General features: G+C 40.8%; 24 protein-coding genes and 1 pseudogene. 12 read left to right on the forward strand and 13 right to left on the reverse strand.

Features of this window, described 5'->3' with window-relative positions; genetic code table 11:
* Window positions 1–9: 9 nt before the first annotated feature.
* From J8L71_RS06650 to J8L71_RS06670, 5 genes are all read right to left on the reverse strand, one after another.
* Window positions 10–444: a hypothetical protein gene (locus tag J8L71_RS06650; protein ID WP_348771785.1), complete on the reverse strand. Its 435-nt coding sequence runs from the start codon at window positions 442–444 to the stop codon at window positions 10–12.
* Window positions 445–524: 80 nt separating this feature from the next.
* Complete coding sequence (locus J8L71_RS06655) at window positions 525–2,708, reverse strand: YHYH protein (RefSeq protein WP_210999857.1); 2,184 nt, start codon at window positions 2,706–2,708, stop codon at window positions 525–527.
* A 161-nt stretch (window positions 2,709–2,869) separates the two neighbouring features.
* Window positions 2,870–3,604 carry a DUF5020 family protein gene (locus J8L71_RS06660; RefSeq protein WP_210999858.1) on the reverse strand — a complete coding sequence of 245 codons (735 nt, stop codon included), beginning with the start codon at window positions 3,602–3,604 and terminating at the stop codon, window positions 2,870–2,872.
* Window positions 3,605–3,633: 29 nt separating this feature from the next.
* The gene (locus J8L71_RS06665; RefSeq protein ID WP_210999859.1) at window positions 3,634–5,010 is read right to left on the reverse strand and encodes a nucleobase:cation symporter-2 family protein; all 1,377 of its coding nucleotides are present in this window, start codon (window positions 5,008–5,010) and stop codon (window positions 3,634–3,636) included.
* 94 nt (window positions 5,011–5,104) lie between these two features.
* A complete protein-coding gene (locus J8L71_RS06670; RefSeq protein ID WP_247655218.1) occupies window positions 5,105–5,935 on the reverse strand; it encodes an ATP-binding cassette domain-containing protein in 831 nt (276 codons plus the stop codon).
* 200 nt (window positions 5,936–6,135) lie between these two features.
* Here J8L71_RS06670 and xdhA point away from each other — a divergent pair, with 200 nt between their 5' ends.
* The 8 genes from xdhA to puuE are packed head-to-tail and all read left to right on the forward strand — an operon-like array spanning window position 6,136 to window position 15,214.
* The gene (xdhA, locus tag J8L71_RS06675) at window positions 6,136–7,644 is read left to right on the forward strand and encodes a xanthine dehydrogenase small subunit (RefSeq protein ID WP_210999860.1); all 1,509 of its coding nucleotides are present in this window, start codon (window positions 6,136–6,138) and stop codon (window positions 7,642–7,644) included.
* The gene (gene xdhB / locus J8L71_RS06680) at window positions 7,631–9,970 is read left to right on the forward strand and encodes a xanthine dehydrogenase molybdopterin binding subunit (RefSeq protein ID WP_210999861.1); all 2,340 of its coding nucleotides are present in this window, start codon (window positions 7,631–7,633) and stop codon (window positions 9,968–9,970) included. The genes xdhA and xdhB overlap by 14 nt, the downstream gene beginning before the upstream one ends.
* Complete coding sequence (gene xdhC / locus J8L71_RS06685) at window positions 9,963–10,853, forward strand: xanthine dehydrogenase accessory protein XdhC (RefSeq protein WP_210999862.1); 891 nt, start codon at window positions 9,963–9,965, stop codon at window positions 10,851–10,853. The genes xdhB and xdhC overlap by 8 nt, the downstream gene beginning before the upstream one ends.
* Window positions 10,850–11,350 (forward strand): 2-oxo-4-hydroxy-4-carboxy-5-ureidoimidazoline decarboxylase, encoded by a 501-nt coding sequence (gene uraD, locus J8L71_RS06690; protein WP_210999863.1) that lies wholly within the window; start codon window positions 10,850–10,852, stop codon window positions 11,348–11,350. The genes xdhC and uraD overlap by 4 nt, the downstream gene beginning before the upstream one ends.
* A complete protein-coding gene (gene uraH / locus J8L71_RS06695; protein ID WP_247655219.1) occupies window positions 11,347–11,697 on the forward strand; it encodes a hydroxyisourate hydrolase in 351 nt (116 codons plus the stop codon). The genes uraD and uraH overlap by 4 nt, the downstream gene beginning before the upstream one ends.
* Before the next feature lie 2 nt (window positions 11,698–11,699).
* Window positions 11,700–13,064, forward strand: a complete 1,365-nt coding sequence (gene guaD, locus J8L71_RS06700) for a guanine deaminase (protein WP_210999864.1) — start codon at window positions 11,700–11,702, stop codon at window positions 13,062–13,064.
* A gap of 4 nt (window positions 13,065–13,068) precedes the next feature.
* Window positions 13,069–14,280 (forward strand): urate hydroxylase PuuD, encoded by a 1,212-nt coding sequence (locus J8L71_RS06705; RefSeq protein ID WP_210999865.1) that lies wholly within the window; start codon window positions 13,069–13,071, stop codon window positions 14,278–14,280.
* 1 nt (window position 14,281) lies between these two features.
* On the forward strand, window positions 14,282–15,214 hold the full coding sequence (gene puuE, locus J8L71_RS06710) for an allantoinase PuuE (protein WP_210999866.1): 933 nt from the start codon (window positions 14,282–14,284) through the stop codon (window positions 15,212–15,214).
* A gap of 98 nt (window positions 15,215–15,312) precedes the next feature.
* Here puuE and J8L71_RS06715 read toward each other — a convergent pair whose 3' ends face one another.
* The 6 genes and pseudogenes from J8L71_RS06715 to J8L71_RS06740 form a co-directional block, all read right to left on the reverse strand.
* Window positions 15,313–15,999, reverse strand: a complete 687-nt coding sequence (locus tag J8L71_RS06715; RefSeq protein ID WP_210999867.1) for a LuxR C-terminal-related transcriptional regulator — start codon at window positions 15,997–15,999, stop codon at window positions 15,313–15,315.
* A gap of 306 nt (window positions 16,000–16,305) precedes the next feature.
* Entirely contained in the window at window positions 16,306–16,827 is a 522-nt protein-coding gene (locus J8L71_RS06720; RefSeq protein WP_210999868.1) for a hypothetical protein, read from the reverse strand.
* A 56-nt stretch (window positions 16,828–16,883) separates the two neighbouring features.
* A pseudogene (locus tag J8L71_RS06725) lies at window positions 16,884–17,291 on the reverse strand (EAL domain-containing protein); the annotation flags it as partial.
* 191 nt (window positions 17,292–17,482) lie between these two features.
* Window positions 17,483–18,121 (reverse strand): SGNH/GDSL hydrolase family protein, encoded by a 639-nt coding sequence (locus J8L71_RS06730; protein WP_247655220.1) that lies wholly within the window; start codon window positions 18,119–18,121, stop codon window positions 17,483–17,485.
* Window positions 18,121–18,633, reverse strand: coding sequence for a DsrE family protein (locus J8L71_RS06735; RefSeq protein ID WP_210999869.1), 513 nt, complete (start codon window positions 18,631–18,633; stop codon window positions 18,121–18,123). Before J8L71_RS06735 ends, J8L71_RS06730 begins: the two co-directional genes overlap by 1 nt.
* A gap of 65 nt (window positions 18,634–18,698) precedes the next feature.
* On the reverse strand, window positions 18,699–19,172 hold the full coding sequence (locus J8L71_RS06740) for a flavodoxin family protein (RefSeq protein ID WP_210999870.1): 474 nt from the start codon (window positions 19,170–19,172) through the stop codon (window positions 18,699–18,701).
* Window positions 19,173–19,249: 77 nt separating this feature from the next.
* Here J8L71_RS06740 and soxR point away from each other — a divergent pair, with 77 nt between their 5' ends.
* From soxR to J8L71_RS06755, 3 genes are all read left to right on the forward strand, one after another.
* Entirely contained in the window at window positions 19,250–19,714 is a 465-nt protein-coding gene (gene soxR / locus J8L71_RS06745; RefSeq protein WP_210999871.1) for a redox-sensitive transcriptional activator SoxR, read from the forward strand.
* 97 nt (window positions 19,715–19,811) lie between these two features.
* Window positions 19,812–20,456, forward strand: a complete 645-nt coding sequence (locus tag J8L71_RS06750; protein WP_210999872.1) for a hypothetical protein — start codon at window positions 19,812–19,814, stop codon at window positions 20,454–20,456.
* Window positions 20,446–21,531 (forward strand): rhomboid family intramembrane serine protease, encoded by a 1,086-nt coding sequence (locus tag J8L71_RS06755; RefSeq protein ID WP_210999873.1) that lies wholly within the window; start codon window positions 20,446–20,448, stop codon window positions 21,529–21,531. The genes J8L71_RS06750 and J8L71_RS06755 overlap by 11 nt, the downstream gene beginning before the upstream one ends.
* Window positions 21,532–21,593: 62 nt before the next feature.
* Here the strand turns inward: J8L71_RS06755 and J8L71_RS06760 are convergent, their stop codons facing one another.
* Window positions 21,594–22,100, reverse strand: a complete 507-nt coding sequence (locus tag J8L71_RS06760; protein WP_247655221.1) for a DUF6795 domain-containing protein — start codon at window positions 22,098–22,100, stop codon at window positions 21,594–21,596.
* Window positions 22,101–22,129: 29 nt separating this feature from the next.
* Window positions 22,130–22,495 (reverse strand): DUF1294 domain-containing protein, encoded by a 366-nt coding sequence (locus J8L71_RS06765; RefSeq protein WP_210999874.1) that lies wholly within the window; start codon window positions 22,493–22,495, stop codon window positions 22,130–22,132.
* A gap of 54 nt (window positions 22,496–22,549) precedes the next feature.
* Here J8L71_RS06765 and J8L71_RS06770 point away from each other — a divergent pair, with 54 nt between their 5' ends.
* Window positions 22,550–23,080: a hypothetical protein gene (locus tag J8L71_RS06770; RefSeq protein ID WP_210999875.1), complete on the forward strand. Its 531-nt coding sequence runs from the start codon at window positions 22,550–22,552 to the stop codon at window positions 23,078–23,080.
* Window positions 23,081–23,084 lie beyond the last annotated feature (4 nt).

Consider the following 23,084-nt stretch of genomic DNA (forward strand, 5'->3'; position numbering starts at 1 on the left):
TTTAGCACATTAAAAGCTGGCGTTTAAAGCTTCACCAGCATTAAGCAACTTATACTGCGGTTTAACAATGTTAGCGTGCACCGCGCCTAAGCTTTTAGAAAACGACAACGACACATCACTTACTTTTGAAACCTTATGCCGTGCTAGCAAAACTATTTCATCATGTTGATTTGGGTATGTGTTGAATAATGCTCGCTCAAACTTTATTGCTTGGTTATTTATTTGCAATTGAGTCGATTGTAAAAGCATATTTTTAATATAGTTTTGCTGATCATTTATGCCCAAATTTTCTGGCATAACTTGTTCTATGTCGCCCATTAACCACGCTTGATCACTTTGTAATGTAGCTGCTAAATGGGCTGTGTCGGTTATTATTTTAACTTCTACTTGGCCATCTCTTAAAATAATATGAGCACTTGTACCATTAAGCTCATGCGCGCTCACAGCTGTACTGAAACTCAGAAATACACACATAAAAATTAAATAGTATTTTTTTAATACAAACATACGTTGCCTTTAAGTTATTAATGCGGCTTATTTATGGTCATTCTACAAATAAGCGTATTGTCGGTTTCAAGGTCCTCTCCCCAAATAAATTGAGCGGTTTTATCCCAGCTTATTTCATCGTATCCATCTTTAGGGCTTACCGATGAATAGGTATGCTCAGTAGCATTAGGCCAGGCACTATCATCAAAATTACTTTGTAACCAGTTGCTTGGTGGCTCTTTAGCCATGAAGTTGCACGGTGCAGTTCCTGCTGTTGGGCTTTGACTGTTTTCACATGCTTTATCTAGTGGGGCTTTGTGTAACACCTCACATTTTAAGGTTTTGTTGCTTACCGCTATTACTTTATTATTTTGAGTATCAGTAACCTGCATAATAAAGCCACCATCGCCCATTTGCTGTTTGCGCGTGCCTATGTACTCAAGCCCTGTGTTATTTTGCTTAAAGTCTTTAATAATAAAATTAAGATTTATAGGGTACGACGCCGAAAAATTAATACTCTCCGCATTAAAAGAACGCTCAGTGGTAATAGGTACAGAGTCTTCAATAAGCAACTTATCGTTTATATATGCAGCAAACCAATTGTCGGCCCATGCCTCTAATTTAAAACGAGCTTCAGGATTATTTTGACGTGGTTTTTTGGCTTGTGGTTGCTGACCTCTGCAAAATGTACCTGTTTCAATACCATTTTTATTGCTAATAGTTTTTTGCTTAAAGTCAAAGCAGTCATCCCCCTGCGGTGAAGGGCTATAAGTAGTAAAATATTGCTCATTTTTATATGTATAGCGCATAGTACGGCTGCCATCTTCAGCTACGGTATGCGTTAAATTTGTTACCCCACCAGTAGGTGGTTTTAATTCAGCTCTAATACCTTGGGTATCACCACTAAGCGGCGCAACTCGAGGTAATACGCGCGTATCTACTTCACCTACTAAGCATTGAATAATATAAGGGGCACTTTGAGATGTGTGATACCTATAACCAAACTTACTATCACTTTGCCCGTTACATAAATCGAGCTCGTTTTTTGTAATGGTGCTGCCATCAGGGTTTTTATTACCATAAAGCGGGTATCCGTCGTACGCCCAGCCAATAATGGCATCGCTACTTTTATTTTTCATTGTGTCGATCATACATGTCGGTGCTACATGATAGTGGTAATCATCCCCACGCCCTGCATGGCCGCCACAGTTATCTAGCTGGCCTAACTTTAAAGTATCGTGTTTGGCATCATACTCATTAACGTTCAGCTCACCTTGCGATGAATAATCGTAAATTGGCACCCCATTTACCGCTACACCTACAGCTGCATCTATTGTTGTAAACGTTTTAGCCTTTTTGGGAGCTAACTTAATAGGTGCGGCGTAATTTTTTGCAGGAACTGGCACCTGTTCATTAGTACCTATTATACCAGTCATCACTGGGTGTTCGGGATATGTATTTGACACAACATAGGCATACTCATTATCACAAATCACGCGAGCGTTTTTATTAAACCCAGCGTCATTCACCGAGCTTTTTATTGTATTACAGCGGCTAGATTGTGAAGCGGTTAAAGCAACAGGGGCTGTTGAATTAACTAAACTTAAGGGTGTTTTTATACCTTCATACACTTTAGGCTTTTTACGTGCAGGCTTATGTGGGCTGCCTGCTCTCTCGTAAGTTACCGTCATTTGTGCTGAGTCTAGGGTAATATTTTTTATAGCTTTAAGTAAGGTTGCTCTATCTACTTGAGTGTTTTTAGCAAAATTTATCGCATCGGATAATGCATAAACAGTATACGTATAGCGTTTTTCACCGGGTCCTTTTGAACAAGGTGGCGCATACTGGTTTAAATTATTAACACTGTTGCTTCCAAGTTCTGCTTTAATATCAGCTAAATTTTGGCCACTATCTATGTGTGAAGTGCTTGCATTAATATTATAAACATTCCAATACCAATGTACTCCATCGGGCGCATTGTGATGTATTATGAGAGCATAATACTTTGTGCCTTTTGGTGCCCCACTCCAGCTAAGAGGGGGGTTAACACTATTGCCATCACAGGTATAGGCTACAGGTAACGTACCGTTGTTTTTCATTACGTTACTAACTAATTTAAACGTATTGGATTCCGAGCTTTGTGTATCACTTGTGTTGTTATTACACCCAGCTAACGAAACCCCGCACATTATGGCAAAGCATAATATCCATAAGTTTTTCATTTTTTTCGCTCCAATATGTCACAGCAGATATAAATATTTATAGATAGTGTAATGATCAATTGTAAGGGAATTATGTAGATTTGTAGTTAGACTATCTCGATTACAAAAAAGGCAGCATTAAATAGCAGCCTTATGTAGTCATATTCTGAAACGCTTAAAATTTAAAAGTGCCACTTAACCATTAAATTTGGGTTGTGCTCTGTTTGACCATCTACACCAAACTTATTTTTCCAAAATACATATTCAATACCTACATCTAGGCGGCCTGTGTCAAGGCCAAGCATTGGGGCAATATTGTACTTAAGTTGTGAGGTAAAATTAAAACCCCCTTCGCTTTTACCAAACATAGTGTCGGTGCTATCAACAATATCTAAAAAGCCATCGTATCTAAAGTTACCGTTGTTATAGCCCCACGTAACCGTTATTTGGTTGTTATCTTCACGCTCTATGCCTATATCGTCTTGAAAACGGCGGTAATAAGCCACGTTAAAGTATTGAAAACCAGGTACATCTAACGATACGCCACCACCTAATAAATAGTTATTTTGATCGGTATCGCCTGAGCCATATTCTGTTTGTAGCCCTAAAAACACCTCTTTTACAAAATTGTCTTCTGGCTTATACAGTGTTGGGTTTATGTTTAGCTCTCCGTACACTTCATCAGGGTTGCTCAACCTATCCATAAAGAAGAACGTGCTCCCCCAAGTATGGCCCGATGCGTGTTCTATAGTAACAACACTTCTGTCATCTTCTTCACCGGAGAATGGTTCTAGGTAGTCGGCTCCTGTCATTGCAGTAATACTAAAATCAGACCAAAGCTCTTTAGCCGATACACCTGCTGAGCACATTGCAATGGCAGTTACTAATGCTAATTTTTTTATTGTTTTATTTTTCATTGTTAATCCCTTTTATGATTTTTATTAGTTTAGTTAAGATGATCTGTACTTGCTGAGTAATTTTCAGGTAATACCAAGGTCATAATAATTGCGGTTAACCCTGATACTGTTACTGCACTTCCAAATATTGCGGTAACAAGTTTTGGCGCATTTAAAAACATTTCAGGTACAAAGCTTACACCTAATCCCATACCTAAACTCACCGCAATAATAAGTAAGCTACGGCGATTAATTTTTTCACTGGCCAGTATTTTCACCCCTGCTGCGGCCACTGTGCCAAACATTACAAGCGTTGCGCCGCCTAATACAGGTTTTGGTATGTTTTGGAGCACAGCACCAATAACCGGAAATAACCCTAAAATAATGAGTATTGCACCAATCCACAGGCCTATGTATCTACTTGCTACACCGGTTAACTGAATTACGCCGTTATTTTGGCTAAAAGTAGTATTAGGAAAAGTATTAAACGCAGCTGCAATCATTGAATTTACACCGTCACCTAAAATACCGCCGCGTATACGTGCTAAATAGCTGGCACCTTTTACGGGTAATTTAGAAACCGCACAGTTAGCAGTTATATCGCCGGTCGATTCAATTGCTGTAATTAAATATAAAAAGCCAAAAGCAATCATGGCGCCAAAATCTACACTAAAACCATATTTAAAAGGTATTGGCATGGCGATTAAATCAAATTCGCCCACCTCAAATTTAGCTATTCCTAATATAACGGCCAGCACCCAACCTACTATCATTGCTGCAACCACCGCAGTTAGCCTTACCCATTGGTTTTTACTGGCGTTAAGTAATACCACTAGCGCGACCACCGAAAAGCCCACAATTAAGTTACTTGCTGAAGCAAATTTTTCAGGCATGTTAGTTAATAACCATTGCCCGCCGCCTATGTCGGTCATACCTACTTTAATGAGGTAAACCCCAATGGTGGTGATCACCACACCGGTCACTACAGGCTTAATTACTTTGCCAAGCTTTTCTATAAAAAAGCTAATAAATATCTCTACAAAGGCTGCTAAAAAACACACAGCAAAAATGGTGGCAAGTACCTCATCGTTACTGCCTCCGGTGGCTTTAACCGTAAAGCCCGTGGCTAAAATAGTACCTAAAAAAGCAAAGCTTGTGCCTTGCACACATATAAGCCCAGAACCAACAGGCCCAACTCTGCGCGCTTGTATAAACGTACCAACACCCGATACAAACAGCGCCATACTTATTAAGTACGGTATTTCGCTGCCAAGCCCCAGCACCCCACCAATAATAAGCGTGGGGGTAATTATTCCTACAAAGCTTGCAAGTACATGCTGTAATCCAGCAAAAAATGATTCTGTTACGCCTGGTTTGTCATCAACTGCATATATAATATCGTCAGATGAGCTTGTATTTTTTGACATATAAACCTCTATGTTTTTGTCAGTTAGCTACTATTAAATTAAGTGGCTAACTCATTGTTATTGGGTTATCGGCTTACTGAAAAGCCATTATTAATCAGCCCACTGTCAAAACGTGTAAGCAGTGCATTTTGTGCGGTGCTGTCGACTTATTAACAGTTAACAAGTCGACAGCACCCAAAGCTCTGCGAGCTTGGTTACTTATTAGCGTGCTGTCGCCTGCCATTGAGCGCGCTATAGATTCGCTGGTTTCGTTTTTAGGAATGCAATGCCCACTCACTTTGCCCCCGCGTAAAATAGTCGCGCTGTCGCAGAGCTCAATAACTTCATGCAACTTATGGCTAATAAAGAGTACCGAGCAGCCTTCTTTTTTGAGTGATTTTAATGTTGTAAATAAGGCATCAACTTCTTGAGGGGTGAGTACTGAGGTGGGTTCGTCTAAAATAAGTAACTGAATATCTAATAATAAGCACCTTATTATTTCTACCCGCTGTCGCTCGCCCGTTGAAAGCGTTGACACCAGCCTATGTGGGTCAAGCGGCATACCGTAGCGCTTAGATGTTTTTCTAATTCTGCTAGCAAGCGAACTACTGTGCCCTGCTAAATCGCCCAGTGCTAATGCGATATTTTGCGAAACGGTTAAGGTTTCAAATAATGAGAAATGTTGAAACACCATACCTATGCCTAATTCGCGGGCATCGGCCGGTTCTTTTATGTTCATTACTCGGCCATTAAAAAACATGTCCCCTTGGTCAGGTTTAACCACACCGTAAAGCATTTTCATTAAAGTGCTTTTACCTGCGCCGTTTTCACCTAGCAGGGCATGCACCTCACCGTGTTTTATTTTTATTGTTACGCCGTCGTTGGCTATACATCCGAGGTAGTGCTTTGTCATTCCCTGCATAGTAAGGCGGTATTTATTGTCCATTATTTAAACCTTTTTTTGTGCTTGTTGGTTAAATAAGCTAGCCTAGAAACATAGCTGACCAAACGGTCAACAATGGCATGGTAACTGCAATAAACTTACCAAGATGAAAAAGTATTTTTCTTACCCGTGCGCAAACAACAAGAAAAAACATACGCCAAGCCTTTACATATCAGGGCTTTATAAAAAATAAGGGGGTCTGTGTGATTCAGTTTTTATTAAATGACACGCCAATAGAAGTAGAAGAATGCTCGCCAAGTCTCACCATTTTGGACTGGCTACGCACCAAAAAAGGGAAAGTAGGCACCAAAGAAGGGTGTGCTACAGGCGATTGCGGCGCGTGCACAATTTTAGTCGGCGAAGAAAAAACAAATTCAAACGGTAACGCAGTTTGGCACTATCAAACCATGAACAGCTGCTTGCTTTTATTAGGCAATGCACACGCAAAGCATATAGTAACCGTAGAGGCTGTAACTGCTGGGCTTTACCCAACTCTTGAAGACTTACACCCAGTGCAGCGCGCGTTAGTAGAGTGCCATGGTTCGCAATGCGGTTTTTGTACCCCAGGTATAATAATGAGCATGTTGGCGCTTTATATTAATAACCCGAGTTACCCAGGTAAAAAAGCCGCTATTCATGCTTTAGGTGGCAACTTGTGCCGTTGTACTGGCTACAGCCCTATTTTACTCGCGGTAGAAAAAGCCTATAGCTATGAGCGCAAAAATGAGCCTTACTCAGCCCTAGCGGCTCAGTTTAAAGCCTCACTTAATACGCAATATGATGACTATGTTCCATTTTTAAAAAATGGTCCTCGCAAATTCTACTTGCCACAAAATGCTAAGCAGCTTGTTGAACTAAAAGCGCTTTACCCCCATGCACACTTGGTTGCTGGTGGCACCGACTTTGCCATTGAGCTTAGCCAAAATATGCTATTGCCCGATGTAATAATATCGCTTAGCCAAACCAGTGAGCTGTGCACAATAAGCGATAACAACGGCGAGCTACATATTGGTGCGGCACTCCCTTACAGCCAGTTTGTAGATGCTTTTTACGATTACTACCCAGAGTCTAAGGAGCTATTTGAACGCCTTGGCTCTAACCAAGTACGTAACAGTGGCACCTTAGGTGGCAGCATAGGGAATGCCTCTCCTATTGGCGATCCAGCCCCATTATTAATTGCACTTAATGCCACTCTAGATTTATTAAGCGCAGCAGGCACTCGCACTATAAACGTGGCCGACTACTTTATTGATTACAAAAAAACAGTCATTAAAAGCGATGAAGTCATTAGCAAAATTACAGTGCCAAAACGCCCAGACTCGTTAAAGCTTGCGTGCCATAAAATTTCAAAACGCTTTGAAGACGATATATCTACTGTGTGTTTAGTCCTAGCTATTGAGCAAACACAAGGCGTAATTAGCAATGCCCGCTGCGCCATGGGCGGTATGGCTGCAACACCAAAACGCGCAGCGCACATAGAGCAAAAACTTAATACTCAACCCCTACAAGTAAGCACATTTATAGATTCCGCTAGTGCTATAAATGATGACTTTGCACCCATGAGCGACGTACGTAGCAGCGCACATTATCGCACTACGGTAAGCAAAAACTTGCTACAACGTATTGGTATTGAGTTTTGCGGTGCACAGCCAAGCAGCAATAAAAATAATAACAACATTGCCATTACGAGGATCTCACATGCGTCACTTTGAAATGGATAAACTAAAAGCCCAAGGCGGAAGTGTTGGCCAATCTAAATACCACGAAAGTGCAATAAAACAAGTATGTGGCAATGCAAACTACGCCGACGATAACCCAGAGCCTCATGGCTGCTTACACGCCTACCCTGTGCTTGCGCCTATTACTAGCGGCTTTATTAAATCAATTGATACAAGTAAAGCGCTTGAAGTTGCAGGTGTTAAACGTATTTTATCGGCTGATGATGTACCCGGTAAGCTTGATATTGGCCCGGTATTTCCAGGTGATGTACTGCTTACTAGCCATGAAATTCAATACCACGGGCAACCGGTACTGGTAGTCGTTGCCGACAGCTACGCCATTGCGCGCCGCGCTGCTCGCTTAGTGGTTATAGAGTGCGAGCAAACTACACCTATACTCGATATTAAAGAAGCCATAAAAAAAGAGCATTGGGTAAGACCGCCCCATTCACTTAACCGTGGTAATAGCGAGCAAGCCATCAACAATGCAGCCCACCAGCTTACAGGCGAAATACACATAGGCGGGCAAGAACATTTTTACCTTGAGGGACAAATAGCACTCGCTCAGCCCGATAACGACGGCGGGATTCATGTTCAGTGCTCTACGCAACACCCTACAGAGGTGCAGCACTTAGTTGCTAAAATTTTAAAAAAGCCATTTAGCTTTGTTAACGTAGAAACCCGCCGTATGGGCGGTGCTTTTGGCGGTAAAGAAACCCAAGGCGCACCGTGGGCTTGCCTTGCAGCGCTTGCGGTTTATTACCTTGGCTGTGCAGTGAAAATGCGCCTAGCCCGCAGCGACGACTTTAAACTTACCGGTAAACGCCACCCATTTTATAACCAATACCATGTAGGGTTTGACGAAAATGGCCTAATTGAAGGCGCTGATGTAACCGTAAATGGATTTTGTGGTTATTCGCCTGATTTATCTGATGCCATTGTAGACCGCGCCATGTTTCATGCAGATAACGCTTATTACTACCCAACTGCCACCATTAAAGGGAATCGCTGTAAAGTAAACACCGTAAGCCACACCGCCTTTAGAGGATTTGGTGGCCCGCAAGGCATGATCATGGGCGAGCTAATAATGGACGACATTGCCGCTAAGTTAGGTAAAGATCCGCTTGAGATCCGAAAACTTAATTTATACAAAAAAGGCCGCGACACCACGCCGTATCATCAAACAGTAGAGCAGCATATTTTAATAGATATGATTGCTCAGCTTGAGGAGTCGGGTGATTACTGGGCGCGAAAAGAGGCGATTAAAGCCTTTAACGCATCATCCCCTATTATAAAAAAGGGCCTTGCGATGACGCCGGTAAAATATGGTATATCGTTTACCGTACAACACTTAAACCAAGCGGGAGCGCTCGTGCATGTATATAGTGATGGATCAATTCATTTAAACCATGGCGGCACCGAAATGGGCCAAGGCTTAAACACTAAAATAGCGCAAATTGTAGCCCATGGGTTTGGCGTTGATTTTGACGCAGTAAGCATAAGCGCTACCCGTACCGACAAAGTACCAAACACCTCGCCAACCGCCGCCTCAAGCGGTACCGACCTAAACGGCATGGCGGCGCTAAACGCGGTAAACACCATAAAAGAGCGTTTAATAAACTTTATAAGTGAGCACTTTGAGGTAGACAGCCAAAGTATTGTATTTAAAGATAATCTCATTACCTTTAGTAAAGGCGAAATTAGCTTTAGCGAACTTGCAAACCTTGCCTACATGAATCGTATATCGCTTTCATCAACGGGTTATTACGCCACGCCTAAAATTCATTACGATAGAGCCAAAGGCGAAGGCCGGCCATTTTTTTACTACGCTCACGGCGTAGCACTCAGTGAAGTAGAAATCGATACGCTAACAGGTGAAAACACCGTAACGCGTGTTGATATTCTGCACGATGTGGGCAGCTCAATTAACCCAGCACTTGATATTGGGCAAATTGAAGGTGCCTTTGTGCAAGGTATGGGCTGGCTTACCACCGAAGACTTACAATGGAATGATAAAGGCCAGCTTGCAAGCTTTGGCCCTGCTAACTATAAAATTCCGGCTATTGGCGATACACCTGCCGAATTTAACGTCAATTTATATAATTCGGCCAACCCAGAAACCACCGTATTTAGATCAAAAGCGGTTGGCGAGCCGCCGTTTATGCTGGCCTTTAGTGTATGGAGTGCTATTCGTAATGCCATAAGCAGTGTGGCCGATTACAAATACACCGCCCCACTTGATACGCCTGCTACGCCTGAGCGTGTATTAAATGCAATTGAGCAAACCGCTAGCTGGTTTAAGGAGCATCAACATGGCTAATTTAAATGAGTCGTTTCAGGGATTTCATACTCAAAATTGGGCGCAAGCTATAAACGAGCACGAACAAAGCGGCACTAACTATGTTATTGCGACTTTGCTGGGAACCAATGGCTCAACCCCACGGGGCACAGGCTCTAAAATGGTAATAAGTGGCGAACATATTTACGACACCCTTGGCGGTGGTCACCTTGAATACGTAGTAATAGAAAAAGCCCGCGAGCTACTTGCCAAAGGTGAGGCCACCCAAGTGATAGAGCAGTTTAACCTAGGCGCAAATTTAGGCCAATGCTGCGGGGGAGCTGCCACCGTGATGCTTGAGTGCATGCAATGCGAGCGCTTTACCCTCGACATTTACGGCGCAGGCCATGTAGCACAGGCGCTTATTGGTATATTGGCACAGCTGCCTATGCGTATACGCTGGATAGATAGCCGCGCCGATGTATTCCCACAATCAATCCCTAATAACGTAGTAAAAGTAGTTGATGAAGAGCCAACAGAGCAAGTAAAACGCGCGCCCAAAGCTAATAATTACTTAATATTAACCCATAACCACCAGCTCGATTTTGCACTCACACAAGCCATTATTAAACGCGCCGATGCCAATTGGCTTGGCGTAATTGGCTCAGATACCAAAGCAAAACGCTTTAAGCAGCGCTTAGCTCATCGCGATTTTACCACCGAGCAAATAAAGCAAATGGTCTGCCCTGTCGGGCTTGAAAATGTAACGGGCAAGCTCCCAATGGAAGTGGCAATATCAATTAGTGGGCAGTTAATTGGCCTTTATCAGGCTATGCAAGCCCATGCGCCTAAACGCCAAGGTTTGCAATGGCGTGCACTTAAAAATGCCTTAATTAGCACCGCGCAAGAGGAAGTAGATGCATGAGTAGCTTAAAAATTAATAACCTAAATGAAGCGCAAGCGCATCAAGCTTTAGAGCACTGTTGCGCCGCCCCTAACTGGGTAAGCGGTATGCTAAATACCATGCCATTTGAAAATAAAGAGCACTTATTTAACAGCGCACAAAGCGTATGGGATAACTTAGGCGAAAGCGATTATTTAGCAGCCTTTGAAGGCCACCCGCAAATAGGCGATTTATCAACATTAAGTAAAAAGTATGCCGCTACAGCGCAAAAAGCAGGGCACGAACAATCAGGAATGAGCAAAGCAAACGAGCAAACCCTAAAAGAAATGATTGCGCTTAATAAAGAATATCTCAGTAAATTTGGCTTTATATTTATTGTGTGTGCCAGCGGCAAAAGTGCTGAGCAAATGCTTGAACTTATTGAGCAGCGTATACACAACACGCGCAGCACAGAGCTTAATATAGCCGCGGGCGAACAAGCCAAAATAACAAAAATAAGATTGGAGTCCCTGATATGAATAAAAGTATGAACAAAAGCCCTATTACTACCCATATACTCGATACCAGCACAGGCAAACCGGCTGAAAATGTAGCTGTACAATTGTTTGTATACACTAATAACAAGTGGGAATTAATTGCTCAAGGTAAAACAAATAGCGACGGGCGTATTACCGACTGGCTAAATACAGACGTTGAATTTGCCACCTATAAGTTGGTATTTGATTTAGATAGTTACTATGAAAACCAGCCTACCCCCGCGTTTTACCCTGAGGCGCAAATTACCTTTAGATTACAAGATCAAAAGCATCACCATATTCCGTTATTGCTTAGCCCATTTGGCTACTCAACGTACAGAGGTAGCTAATAATGAACATACAAAACAATAATAAAATGACCGTAATTTGTGCCAACATACTCGATTTTATTGATGACCCTGCCGTAGCGGGCGACAACGCCCATCGCTATTTTGAAAAAGGCGCATTGGTTATTCAAAACGGCAAAGTCGTTAAGCTTGGTTACGAGCAAGACATACTGCCAAGCTTAGATAAATCAGCCACTATTATTCGCCACGATGGCAAATTGGTTATGCCCGGCATGATAGACACCCACATACATTTGCCGCAAACCGAAATGCTCGGCGCGTATGGCGAGCAGCTTTTAAGCTGGCTCACCGAATACGCCTTTCCCACTGAAAAAAAGTTTACCTGTGAGCATTATTCAAAAGACATATCTAACCGCTTTTTAGATGAGCTACTTAGAAACGGCACCACCACCGCGTTGGTATTTGGTACTGTGCACCCGCAATCGGTGGATGCATTTTTTAACGAATCACAAAAACGTAATTTACGCATGATTGCCGGTAAGGTGATGATGGACAGAAACTGCCCTGACGATTTATCAGATTGCGCGCAAACCAGTTACGATCAATCAAAAGCACTGATAGAAAAATGGCACAATGTTGATAGGTTAAGCTATGCAGTAACGCCACGTTTTGCGCCCACATCAACTCCTGAGCAACTACAAAAATGTACTCAATTATTAGAAGAATACCCCGACACCTACCTGCATACGCACTTATCTGAAAACAAAGACGAGTGCGAATGGGTAAAAGGATTATTCCCAGAAGCAGAAGATTACCTTGGCGTTTACGAGCAAGCTAAAATGGTGCGTAAACGCTCGGTATTTGCCCATAGTATTCATTTATCTGAACGTGAGCTTTGCTGCCTTGCCGATAACAACGCGGCCATATCGCACTGCCCTACATCTAACTTATTTTTAGGCTCGGGCCTTTTAAATTTAAAAGCCTGCGAGGAGCACGGAATAAACGTGGGTATGGGTACTGATGTAGGCGCAGGCACAAGTTTTTCTATGCTACAAACAGGTAACGAAGCTTACAAAATCCAGCAATTACAAGGCCAAAAGTTTTCAGCATTTAAAGGCATGTATCTCGCTACTTTAGGCGGTGCACGGGCGCTTGATTTAGAAGGCACTATAGGTAACTTTGCTATTGGCTGTGAAGCCGACTTTATAGTAATGGACTATGCGGCCACCTCGTTTTTAAAATTCAGAATTGGCCATGCAAAAACTCTGCATGAGCAACTTTTTGCCATGATGATGCTAGGCGATGACCGCTGCATAGAACAAACCTACATCATGGGTAAAAGCGTGTATAAGCGCGATGCAAAAGAGCAGTTTTCAACAACCCACACACCGCAATTAGAAGAGGCTTAACCCAATGGAAAACTATTTATTTGAGCTTGCTCATTTAGTACTGCGTTATTTTCATGTAATTGCAGGCATTGCGTGGATTGGGGCGTCGTTTTATTTTGCGTGGCTTGATAATAACTTACAACCCCCGCCACAGTGGAAACAAGACAAAGGCATAAAAGGCGATTTATGGGCCGTGCACGGCGGTGGCTTTTACGAGGTGGCTAAGTATCAAAATGGCCCTGAAGAAATGCCGCATACCCTGCACTGGTTTAAATGGGAAGCCTACACAACGTGGATCACCGGTATTTTATTATTTAGCCTACTTTATTATGTTGGCGCCGATGTTTACCTAATCGATAACAGTAAAAGTGAGCTAAGTAAATTTGCCGCTATTGGCGCGTCGCTTGGCTTTATTGGCTTAGGGTATGGTGTTTATCGGTTATTGTGTAAAACCCCGCTCGTTGAAAACGGTAAAGCGTTTATTGCTGTGGTTATTGGCATATTGGCCCTTTGGACTTACGGGGTTGACCAGCTATTTAGTGACCGCGCTGTGTATATTCATGTAGGTGCGCTTATTGGTACCTGTATGGTTGGCAATGTGTACCACATTATTATGCCAGGGCAACGCTACATGGTAAGCGAAGTAGAAGCTGGCCGTATTCCTGATTCAGCACCGGGTTTAAAAGCAAAGCTGTGCTCTATTCATAATAACTACGCCACGTTACCTGTGGTATTTATTATGCTGAGCAACCACTTTCCTTATACCTACAGCCACAGCTTTGGCTGGCTTATATTAATTGCGCTATTTGGTATTGGCATGTGGATACGCCATTACTTTAACTTAAAGCACCAAGGTATTAATAAACCTTCGGTGCTTGTAAGCGGTATTGCCGCCTTTTTTGCCCTAATGCTGGCTATAGCTCCGTGGCCTAGCAGCCCAACAAATGCAGGCGAAAACGCACCTTTACAAGCAAGCATTACCGACACTCAAGCGTGGGATATAATCAGCAAGCACTGTACACAGTGCCACAGTGAAACACCTACCTCTGAGCTTTTTCAAACAGCACCGCTTGGCTTTAAGCTCGACTCTATTAATGATGTAAAAAAAGCCAGCACGCTTATTCATACCCGCGCAGTTATAACCAAAGACATGCCATTGGCAAATATGACCAAAATGACTGATGCAGAGCGCGAAACGCTAGGCTCTTGGCTCACAGCGCTTAAAAAGGAGCAATAACATGAGCGAGCAATTTAAACACTACCCGCGCGATTTAGTCGGTTATGGATCACAGGTGCCCCATGCAAATTGGCCCAATAAAGCCCGCATTGCTGTGCAAGTGGTATTAAATTACGAAGAAGGCGGCGAAAACTGTGTACTGCATGGTGATGCAGCGGCCGAAACATTTTTATCTGAAATAGTCAGCGCCCCACATGTAGAAGACCGCCATATTAGCATGGAGTCTATTTACGAATATGGCTCGCGAGCAGGTGTATGGCGTTTACTTAAACTCTTTAAAAAATACGATATACCGGTCACCATTTTTGCCGTGGCGATGGCGCTTGAGCGCCACCCCGATGTAGCTAAAGCTTTTGTTGATGCAGGGCACGAAATTGCAAGCCATGGCCTACGCTGGATTAATTATCAACATATAGATAAGCAAACCGAGCGCGAGCACATGCAAAAAGCCATTGAGATCATTCAAACGCTTACTGGTAAAAAGCCCACCGGCTGGTACACCGGGCGTACAAGCCCCAACACAGCAGCCCTTGTGGTAGAAAATGGCTCGTTTTTATATGACGCTGACGATTACAGCGACGACTTACCTTTTTACAGTATTAAAGAAGGTAAACCACAGTTAATAGTACCTTACACCCTTGATGTAAACGATATGCGCTTTGCAGCTGTGCAAGGTTTTAACGCCGGCGATCAGTTTTATAATTATTTAAAAGATGCATTCGATACGCTTTATGAAGAAGGTGACCCACAAGGCGAAAACGCCCCAAAAATGATGTCGATAGGTTTACATTGTCGCTTAATTGGCCGCCCTGGGCGCATTAAAGCCCTCGCACGGTTTTTAGAGTATGCCAGCTCGCATGAGCAGGTATGGTTTGCCACGCGCGAACAAATCGCCGAGCACTGGCTTAAAACCCACCCGTATAAAAAAGCCTAGTTATCTATTCAAAATACACTCTAATAGCTTATTCCACCTATCATAAAACACAAAAAGCCCAGCAAAGCCGGGCTTAAGGGCACCTCAGGAATACTAAATTATTTAACCAACGGTAGTAAAACCGATATGTAACGCTGAGCCCAGTTAGCTAATTCAATTCGATTACGAGAGTTGGTTTTTTTAAACGCGCTGTACAAGTGAGTTTTTACAGTGTGATCGCTAATATTAAGCTTATCAGCAATAATATTATTGCTCGCTCCTTGTGCAATTAAGTGAATAACCGACTTTTCACGCTTAGTTAAATGAGCGTAATCATCTTGCTTACGCTCTACCTTATCTTTTAAGCTACTAAATGAAGTCGTCACAGCGAGTATATCGTTAAATGCTTGAGAAATGACCTTACGAGTAAACCAAAGCTCTCCGGCACTTACCCTTACTAATCCTTTAAAAATATCTTCAGGTTCGTCTGATTTATAAAACACACCATTTATATGATTTAGCAATAAGTTTTTTTCACAAACACTGTCTTTGTCTACGTTAAAAATAACAATACAGTGTTGTTTGGCAAGGCATATTAAATCAGCAGGTATCAGGTCATGCCAATTGTTTTTAGAACCATCAATTAAAAATAAATAATACTGGCTACGCTGTTCAGCTTTGGGCAAAGTATCGTCCATTTTGATGTCGCCAAAAAGCGCCTGTATAGTTTTTAGAATGGTTGTGTAACTTTCACTGTGGAAAGATGATTGGAATGTGGTTTTTACAAAAATAGCCTGCTGCGACATAAATCTCATCCTTGAAATGTTTAAACTACATTACCGAAATCACCCCAAAGTTACAATGCGATTTTGGTATGAGAAACTGCATGTTTTTCACTAACACTATTAGATTAAACTATTACATAACATAACGTTACAAATAAAATAGCATCCTAACCCGTTAATATCCATACATCTAATCAGTATGTTTAACTGGGCTGTACTTATAATATTTCTTAATACATGCAAGGTTAATTAGCGTTTAGCGAGTCTATAATGAAGTCAAAAAATATTTATATAGATAGAACCTATGTCGAAGCTCTTAAACTACCCTTACTTTATATTTTCCTTTAACTTATTAAGTGCATCTACCGAAAAACCACGGTCGTAAAAATATAAAATTTCGCCACTGCTATTTATAAGTACTACACGCGAGTTGTTTGGGCTTTCATTGCCTGTGAATTTTTGAACAGCGTCACCATCTTTGTAAATAGTGATCACCCCACCCCATAACTCTTTAGGAATACCTTTGCGCATCCCATTGTCTATAAATGTGCTAAACATACGCGGTGCCATACCGGCGATAGTAGGTAGCTCGTAGGTAGGAATCGACACCCCAGCCATGTCTAACCCTATTAACCAGCGGTCTATATCAAACTGGCTATCTTGCTTGTAGCCAAGGAGTAAAAGTGTTTTAGCTGCTTTAAAATCATTAGGAATAGAGACATTTTGTTTTTCTAGGCTTTCGCCGCTAATACTTGGAAAGTGCTCACCCTTTACCTGCTGATTTGGGTATTGAGCAGAACACGCACTCAACAGCAAAAATGCAAACACACTTATTATTAATTTGAACATATCTAGCCCTAATTTTATGAATATCATAACTTTACGTTTAATGTAGTATTTAAGATCTAAAAACTTTGTTTAGATAAAAACGTTTTAGATTTAGTGGCCGTCACTGGCTTTCCATACATCCACCTTGTCCGTTAATGCGCACCTGATGTTTTTAATGTAGCACCTTGTTCAAAGGTTTCTATGCCCTCTGCCACACAGGTGTAATCAAATTTATGTACAAGCTCCATAATATTAGGGATCATCGACGCTTTGAAACCCTCAGTCGCTATATCTTGAACGAATGTTCGGTCGATTTTAAGTTGATGAAAACTCAAATTTTGTAAATTTCTCAAATGTGAGTACTCGGTGCCAAAGCCATCTAACGACAAATAAAAACCAGACTCAACCAAGGTTCTAAACTGAGCGAGGGCAATACGTGTATCAAGGTATTCATCTTCCGTGATTTCTAAACAAATGATTATTTGAAAAAACGTACTCCAAGGTAGATGCACCGCTGTACAATAATTAGCATTATTACTATTGCACGCTTGACCCGTTTCATAAGATAAAAAAGAGACTACCCATCAGACTAAACAGCCCTTTTTACCTGCCAGATAGTAATATCGCGATTGAAGTGGGGAATTACATGAATTTCATTAAATTCAGCTGGATAGACTTAATCCCCCCCCGTTAACCGACCTATTATATTTGCCATTTTGTGACTGATATCTACATGCTCTTTTGCATTAAAATGAATACCGTCCTCAGCTGATACCTCAATCGAACTCAAACTTAAACATTCGTATTTATGATTATCGGCTATTTTCTTAAATTCGTTAAACAGCGATTTTAGCTTGGCATCAGCACCGTTATAAATGCGAGCATATTGTCCAGTTAATCTTATTTGAGCAGGGCAAATAACAACAACCTGAGGCACAGGGTTACTCTTTGATTGATAATACATTTTTATGGCATTAATTAAGTCGTTTAACCCGTTTGCAATTGTGCTTGGCGTTAAATCAAAACGTTTTTTTAGATCGTTAGTACCTAATGCAATTATTATAAAATTAAGCTCATACGCATCTAAATAAGGTTTTAAGTAACTAACACCGCTCAGCACACCGTCAAACGGCGGATTATTTACCAAAGTACGATTTGGCTGCCCCGCCTCAATTACCTTAAAGCCAGGCCCTAGGTTTTTATTTAACAGTGATGTCCATCGAGTATTTTCATCAAAACGTTTACCCGTTTCAGGGTTTAAGCCCCATGTATTTGAGTCACCAAAGCAGAGAATATTTTTTATTATTTGAGTCATTAAAATGGATTGAGCGTATAGCCTAGTTGTTGAAGTTGCGCGTGAGCGGTCATCGCTGAAAGCGACATTTTTACGCCATCAATTAAAAGTGCTGGCGTTACTTTAAAGTGAGTAGCCGATTGCCCGCAAACATACACTTTAGTATTGTTAGCAAGTAACTGTTCAATTAACGCTTGGTTTTTATTGCCGGCACTAAAGCGCTTTTTATATTCGCTATTAGCTAATACATCAACACTTGCGCTGCCGTGCACAACTAATGCAAGTTGTATGTTTTCAGGCTTTACGCCATGCGCTACATGCATGTTGATAAAGCGCGCAAGCGAATTTATTGAATTATTTTGCGTGCCTTTTTCAGCGCCATCGGCAACATCAAATGCTATTTTAAATACCGTAGAGCTATTAATTTTATCGTGCTCTGGTACATCATAATAATTACCAAACCCTTTAATTGGTTGCTCAGCTGCATTTATTAAAGGGCTAAAAAGTAGCACTAACCATAGTAAATATTTCATAAAACTATCCTTTGTTTTTTAAGCATATTACTAAACTACCAGAGACAACCAAAAAAGGCTGCAATTTAAGCAACCTTTTGGGTACTTTTATGGCTGTGGTTAATAAACTGCATGCCTAAATAGCTAAACGTATTTTTAAATTGCTCTATAAAACAGGCGGGGGCTTCACTTGATGAGGCATTAGAAAGCACCGAAAAATGCTTACTGCGTAAACTACGAAGCTTAGGTTTTAATGCTTCATCGTCCATATAATCGGTTATTCTATCAATAAATAATTTCATTTGTACTGTGGTGCTGTACCAATAAACGGGTGAAGCAAACACCCAATGGTCATAGGTTAAAAGTGCTTCAAACACTGCGTAAAAGTCATCGCTTTTATAGTTTTTACTGTAGCAGTATGGCGCTATTTTATAATCATCTAAGCATATTATCCGCACATTATTTTGCTCTGCAAATCCGTTAACGTGCGCCTGTGTATTACCATTTTTACGTGCACTTGAATAAATAATAACCGTGCTACGCTCAAGTTTTGGTTGCATTTAGTTAGCTCCTTTTTTAATGTTGAAAGAAGCTTAAAACCTCAAGTTATATTGAGGTCAAACGGAAATTAAAAATAATGCAAACAGATCAAAGAAAACTAACAGAGGCCAACTTAACGGTTGGTTATGTCGCCAAGCGCAGCGGCGTAAAAGTATCAACCCTGCACTTTTACGAAACAAAAGGGCTAATACGTAGTTGGCGCAATAGCGGCAATCAACGCCGCTATAAAAAAGACGTACTACGCCGTATAGCGGTAATAAAAGCTGCACAAGCCATGGGAATAACGCTTGATGAAATTAAACACACCCTGGTCACATTACCAGATCAGCGGACACCCACACAAAAAGACTGGGCAGCCCTTTCAAAGCAATGGCAAACACAGCTAGATGAGCGCATAGCGTATATGCAGCGTTTGCGCGATCGCGTTGATGGATGTATTGGTTGTGGATGCTTATCTATGAGTAAGTGCCCTATTTATAATAAAAACGACCACTTGGGCGAAAACCAAAGTGGTGCTGTGCTCTTAGATACATCAAACTAGTATTAAGGCTACATTTATCAGTAAGTCGCATTGATAATTAGTCATAATGTAAGTACTCTATTATGTCTAAAAAGGAAGCCATTATAAGGATATAGCGTTGGAACCTACTAACCCCGCTCCAAACAATAACAACTCTAAAAACCCAGCTACAACACAAAAATTGGCACAGGCCTTAAAAACGGTCGATAACAAAGAGCTCAAAAGTACAGGTTTTTGGTTAAATCAAGTTTTTATGGTCATTTCTACTATTTTTGGCGTGTATCTAGCGGCTCAAAGTGGTTTAGAGCAAGCGCTTAAGTTCGATAATTTTAGTAAAATGGAAGATAACTACTACTTACGCACATCGCTATTTGATGAAGTAACCGATAACGTAGATAATGTTAGTGAATATGCAGAGCTATTAGCTAACACCCCTCCACAATCAGAGATGGAGTACTTTAAACCAACACTTGAAAAATACATATGGCAAACCATGCAGTATTCGCCCACAACACTTGAAACGCCCAGTGGTCTATTGACCCAAATACGTCGTTTCTACTCTCGCTCAGAGTTTTTAATCAACTCAGCAGTTAGTAGAAAAACCTCTGCCAAACATGCCGCAAGCGAGCTAAAAAAAATAACAGAGCAATTACAATCTACTACGCTTCCCCGGTTAAAAAATAGCGCCGAGCAATTGAAAAAAGAGCTAAAACAAAACGATATTTCAGTCGGCTCATTAAAGGAGTTAGCAAATGCCAACTAAACGCTGCCCACATTGTAAAGATCACCCTCTAGAAGCAACTCAATATCAAGGTGAAGAAATAGATATATGCCGAGTGTGTGGAGGCTTATGGTTTGAAAAAAACGAAGTTAACCGTATGATTAACGAAATAAATGAAGGACCTGAAGGCGACAAATTTGAAAATCATTTTGGTGATCCTTTAGGCATTTCAGCGCTTGATTGCCCCGATTGTAGTAAAAGTTTAGAGCGATTTCATCTTCTAGAAGCCTATCATACTGAAATTGACGTTTGTAGACATTGTGATGGCACATGGATTGATAGAGACGAATTAGAAAGCGTAGAAAGAAGCCCTGAATTAAAAAACAGCTTAAATGAGCTAAATCAAAAAGTAAGTTGGAAAACTTATTTATTTCAATTTTTAACGCAAATGCCAGTTGAATATAATATAAAACCACAAAAAACTCCGTGGGTTACTCGCAGTCTTATTGTTTTAAATACCCTTATTTTTGCTCTTTATTTTCTAAATCCAAATTCTTTTGATTACGTTATTGATAATTTTGCGATGACACCTGCAGACTTAAGCCAAGGAAAAGAGTTGTGGAGTGTTTTAACGTGCGTGTTTTTACACGGCTCTATTATGCACTTGGTAGGCAACATGTATTTTTTACATGTAGTTGGCGATAACCTAGAAGATGCACTGGGCCATAAGCGCTTTTTAATGTGGTATTTGGTGTGTGGATTACTTGCCTCATTTGCCAGCTTCATCGTAAGCCCTATGTCACCAATACCCGGAGTGGGTGCAAGTGGCGCCATAGCTGGTTTATTCGGCATGTACTTAATGTGGTTTAGACATGCAAGCCTTACCTTTATGTTTGTAATTTATCAGAAGAAACTTTCTGCGGTATGGTTTTTTGCTATTTGGTTAGGGTTTAACATTTTTGGTGCAGTAACAGGCCCTGATGGCATAGATTATGGTGCACATATTGGTGGTTTTATAGCGGGACTAATTATTGGTTATATTTTAAAAAGTAAAATATTAGAGCAGAACCCTATAATTCGTTTACTAAATCAAAAAGAAGCACAATTAAAACGTTAGTCTTTGCTTTAAAGCCACTAAGAAATAAGAGTTAGTGGCTTTATCAAACTTCGCACTAATTGCTATAACTTACAACGTGTATAAACCGTATAAAACTGACCTGTACCCTTGATAGGCATATCGTACGTTATAGCTTCTTCACTCAGTTCGCATTCAAAGTTATTTAATATATCAGAAAACAGTGCTTGCTCCTGGGTAAACTGTATTGTGGCATACCACAAAATTGAATCTTCATCTTGTTTGTTACCAATATAAATACTCTGTAGCAACGAGCTATTGAAAAACATGTTAGAAGGATTTGAACTACGAATCGTTTTATTTTTAAAGTAAAAATCCCCGTTACTATCGCTTGTTACTTCATCTGTATAAGTACCACCATAAATAAGCTCTCGAGTAATTTTAACACCCACCTGAGGCTCGCCATTTTTGAGTAGCCGACCTTTTATTTGCAGTGATAGCGTAACATCTTGTTTATTAAAAAAGCCAAACATGCCTGCACATCCTTGTATTGGGAATAGTAAAAATAATAAAAAAATTAAAGTTACACTTTTTAATTTTGTATCGTTCATAAAATCCTTCTTTTTCTTAAATTTTTAATCTACCAGTACAATATCGAAAATACGCCCGTAATATTTATAATAATACACATCCACAATACCACTATAAAACGCTGTTTTTGAGATTTATGCCTAAGCCATTGCTGTGCAATAAGTGCGCCGGGCCAGCCGCCGAATAATGATAATAACTGCAGTGTTCGCTCGCTCGTGCGGTTTACTTTTTTATATGCTGACTGTTTTGCTTGTCGCTTATCCCATGCGTACATAGCAAAAGTAATAACGCTCAATACACTGACGTAAGTTGGTAAGTATATTGGTACATAAAGAGGCAAGTATTGAAAAAAATATGCTAACCAAATAGCTGCTAATAAAAGTAATGAAAGAGTGATTAATATTTTCTTTATCAATTAATAATCGCCTATACTAAAAGTTGTTTAACAAAAAATAATAAGAGCCAAATTATGACATATTTTAAAGCGCTATTCTTAGCATTATGCTTATTCACATTCAACAGCTATGCATCCGATACACCCACCAATCTTGATAAAGAGCTTGCCGTTTTCAAACCCTATTTAGGTGCTTGGCAAGCTGATTTTGAAGTGCCTAAGGGTGAAAAGCCTATACAAGATATTGGTATATGGGAGCGCGCATTAAATGGTAAAGCTATTCATACCAAGCACTCTATTAACGAAGGCGAATACGGCGGAGAGTCGATGATTTTTTACGACAGTAAAAAAGAGTCATTGGTTTTTTACTATTTTACTACCGCTGGTTTTTATACAAAAGGCACTATCAAAGTTTTGAGCCCAACTCAGTTTGTGGCGTATGAAGAAGTCACTGGCAGTAAAGAAGGTATAACTAAAGTTAAATCGATGAGTGATTTTAAAGAGGGTAAATTTGTAGTCTCTACCTCTTATTTAAAAAAGGGTGAATGGACTAAACCCGAGCAGCGTATTTATACTCGCAGTTCAAAAGCCGTTAAATTTAAATAGCGTT

The sequence above is a fragment of the Pseudoalteromonas sp. MMG007 genome, assembly GCF_018100985.1.
Classification (GTDB): Bacteria; Pseudomonadota; Gammaproteobacteria; order Enterobacterales; family Alteromonadaceae; genus Pseudoalteromonas.

Excerpts from the sequence above, each read along its gene's own strand:
- J8L71_RS06655 (WP_210999857.1), bottom strand. The coding sequence starts at position 2,708 with ATGAAAAACTTATGGATATTATGCTTTGCCATAATGTGCGGGGTTTCG.
- J8L71_RS06660 (WP_210999858.1), bottom strand. The coding sequence starts at position 3,604 with ATGAAAAATAAAACAATAAAAAAATTAGCATTAGTAACTGCCATTGCA.
- J8L71_RS06665 (WP_210999859.1), bottom strand. The coding sequence starts at position 5,010 with ATGTCAAAAAATACAAGCTCATCTGACGATATTATATATGCAGTTGAT.
- J8L71_RS06670 (WP_247655218.1), bottom strand. The coding sequence starts at position 5,935 with ATGGACAATAAATACCGCCTTACTATGCAGGGAATGACAAAGCACTAC.
- xdhB (WP_210999861.1), top strand. The coding sequence starts at position 7,631 with ATGCGTCACTTTGAAATGGATAAACTAAAAGCCCAAGGCGGAAGTGTT.
- xdhC (WP_210999862.1), top strand. The coding sequence starts at position 9,963 with ATGGCTAATTTAAATGAGTCGTTTCAGGGATTTCATACTCAAAATTGG.
- uraD (WP_210999863.1), top strand. The coding sequence starts at position 10,850 with ATGAGTAGCTTAAAAATTAATAACCTAAATGAAGCGCAAGCGCATCAA.
- uraH (WP_247655219.1), top strand. The coding sequence starts at position 11,347 with ATGAATAAAAGTATGAACAAAAGCCCTATTACTACCCATATACTCGAT.
- guaD (WP_210999864.1), top strand. The coding sequence starts at position 11,700 with ATGAACATACAAAACAATAATAAAATGACCGTAATTTGTGCCAACATA.
- J8L71_RS06705 (WP_210999865.1), top strand. The coding sequence starts at position 13,069 with ATGGAAAACTATTTATTTGAGCTTGCTCATTTAGTACTGCGTTATTTT.
- puuE (WP_210999866.1), top strand. The coding sequence starts at position 14,282 with ATGAGCGAGCAATTTAAACACTACCCGCGCGATTTAGTCGGTTATGGA.
- J8L71_RS06715 (WP_210999867.1), bottom strand. The coding sequence starts at position 15,999 with ATGTCGCAGCAGGCTATTTTTGTAAAAACCACATTCCAATCATCTTTC.
- J8L71_RS06720 (WP_210999868.1), bottom strand. The coding sequence starts at position 16,827 with ATGTTCAAATTAATAATAAGTGTGTTTGCATTTTTGCTGTTGAGTGCG.
- J8L71_RS06730 (WP_247655220.1), bottom strand. The coding sequence starts at position 18,121 with ATGACTCAAATAATAAAAAATATTCTCTGCTTTGGTGACTCAAATACA.
- J8L71_RS06735 (WP_210999869.1), bottom strand. The coding sequence starts at position 18,633 with ATGAAATATTTACTATGGTTAGTGCTACTTTTTAGCCCTTTAATAAAT.
- J8L71_RS06740 (WP_210999870.1), bottom strand. The coding sequence starts at position 19,172 with ATGCAACCAAAACTTGAGCGTAGCACGGTTATTATTTATTCAAGTGCA.
- soxR (WP_210999871.1), top strand. The coding sequence starts at position 19,250 with ATGCAAACAGATCAAAGAAAACTAACAGAGGCCAACTTAACGGTTGGT.
- J8L71_RS06755 (WP_210999873.1), top strand. The coding sequence starts at position 20,446 with ATGCCAACTAAACGCTGCCCACATTGTAAAGATCACCCTCTAGAAGCA.
- J8L71_RS06760 (WP_247655221.1), bottom strand. The coding sequence starts at position 22,100 with ATGAACGATACAAAATTAAAAAGTGTAACTTTAATTTTTTTATTATTT.
- J8L71_RS06770 (WP_210999875.1), top strand. The coding sequence starts at position 22,550 with ATGACATATTTTAAAGCGCTATTCTTAGCATTATGCTTATTCACATTC.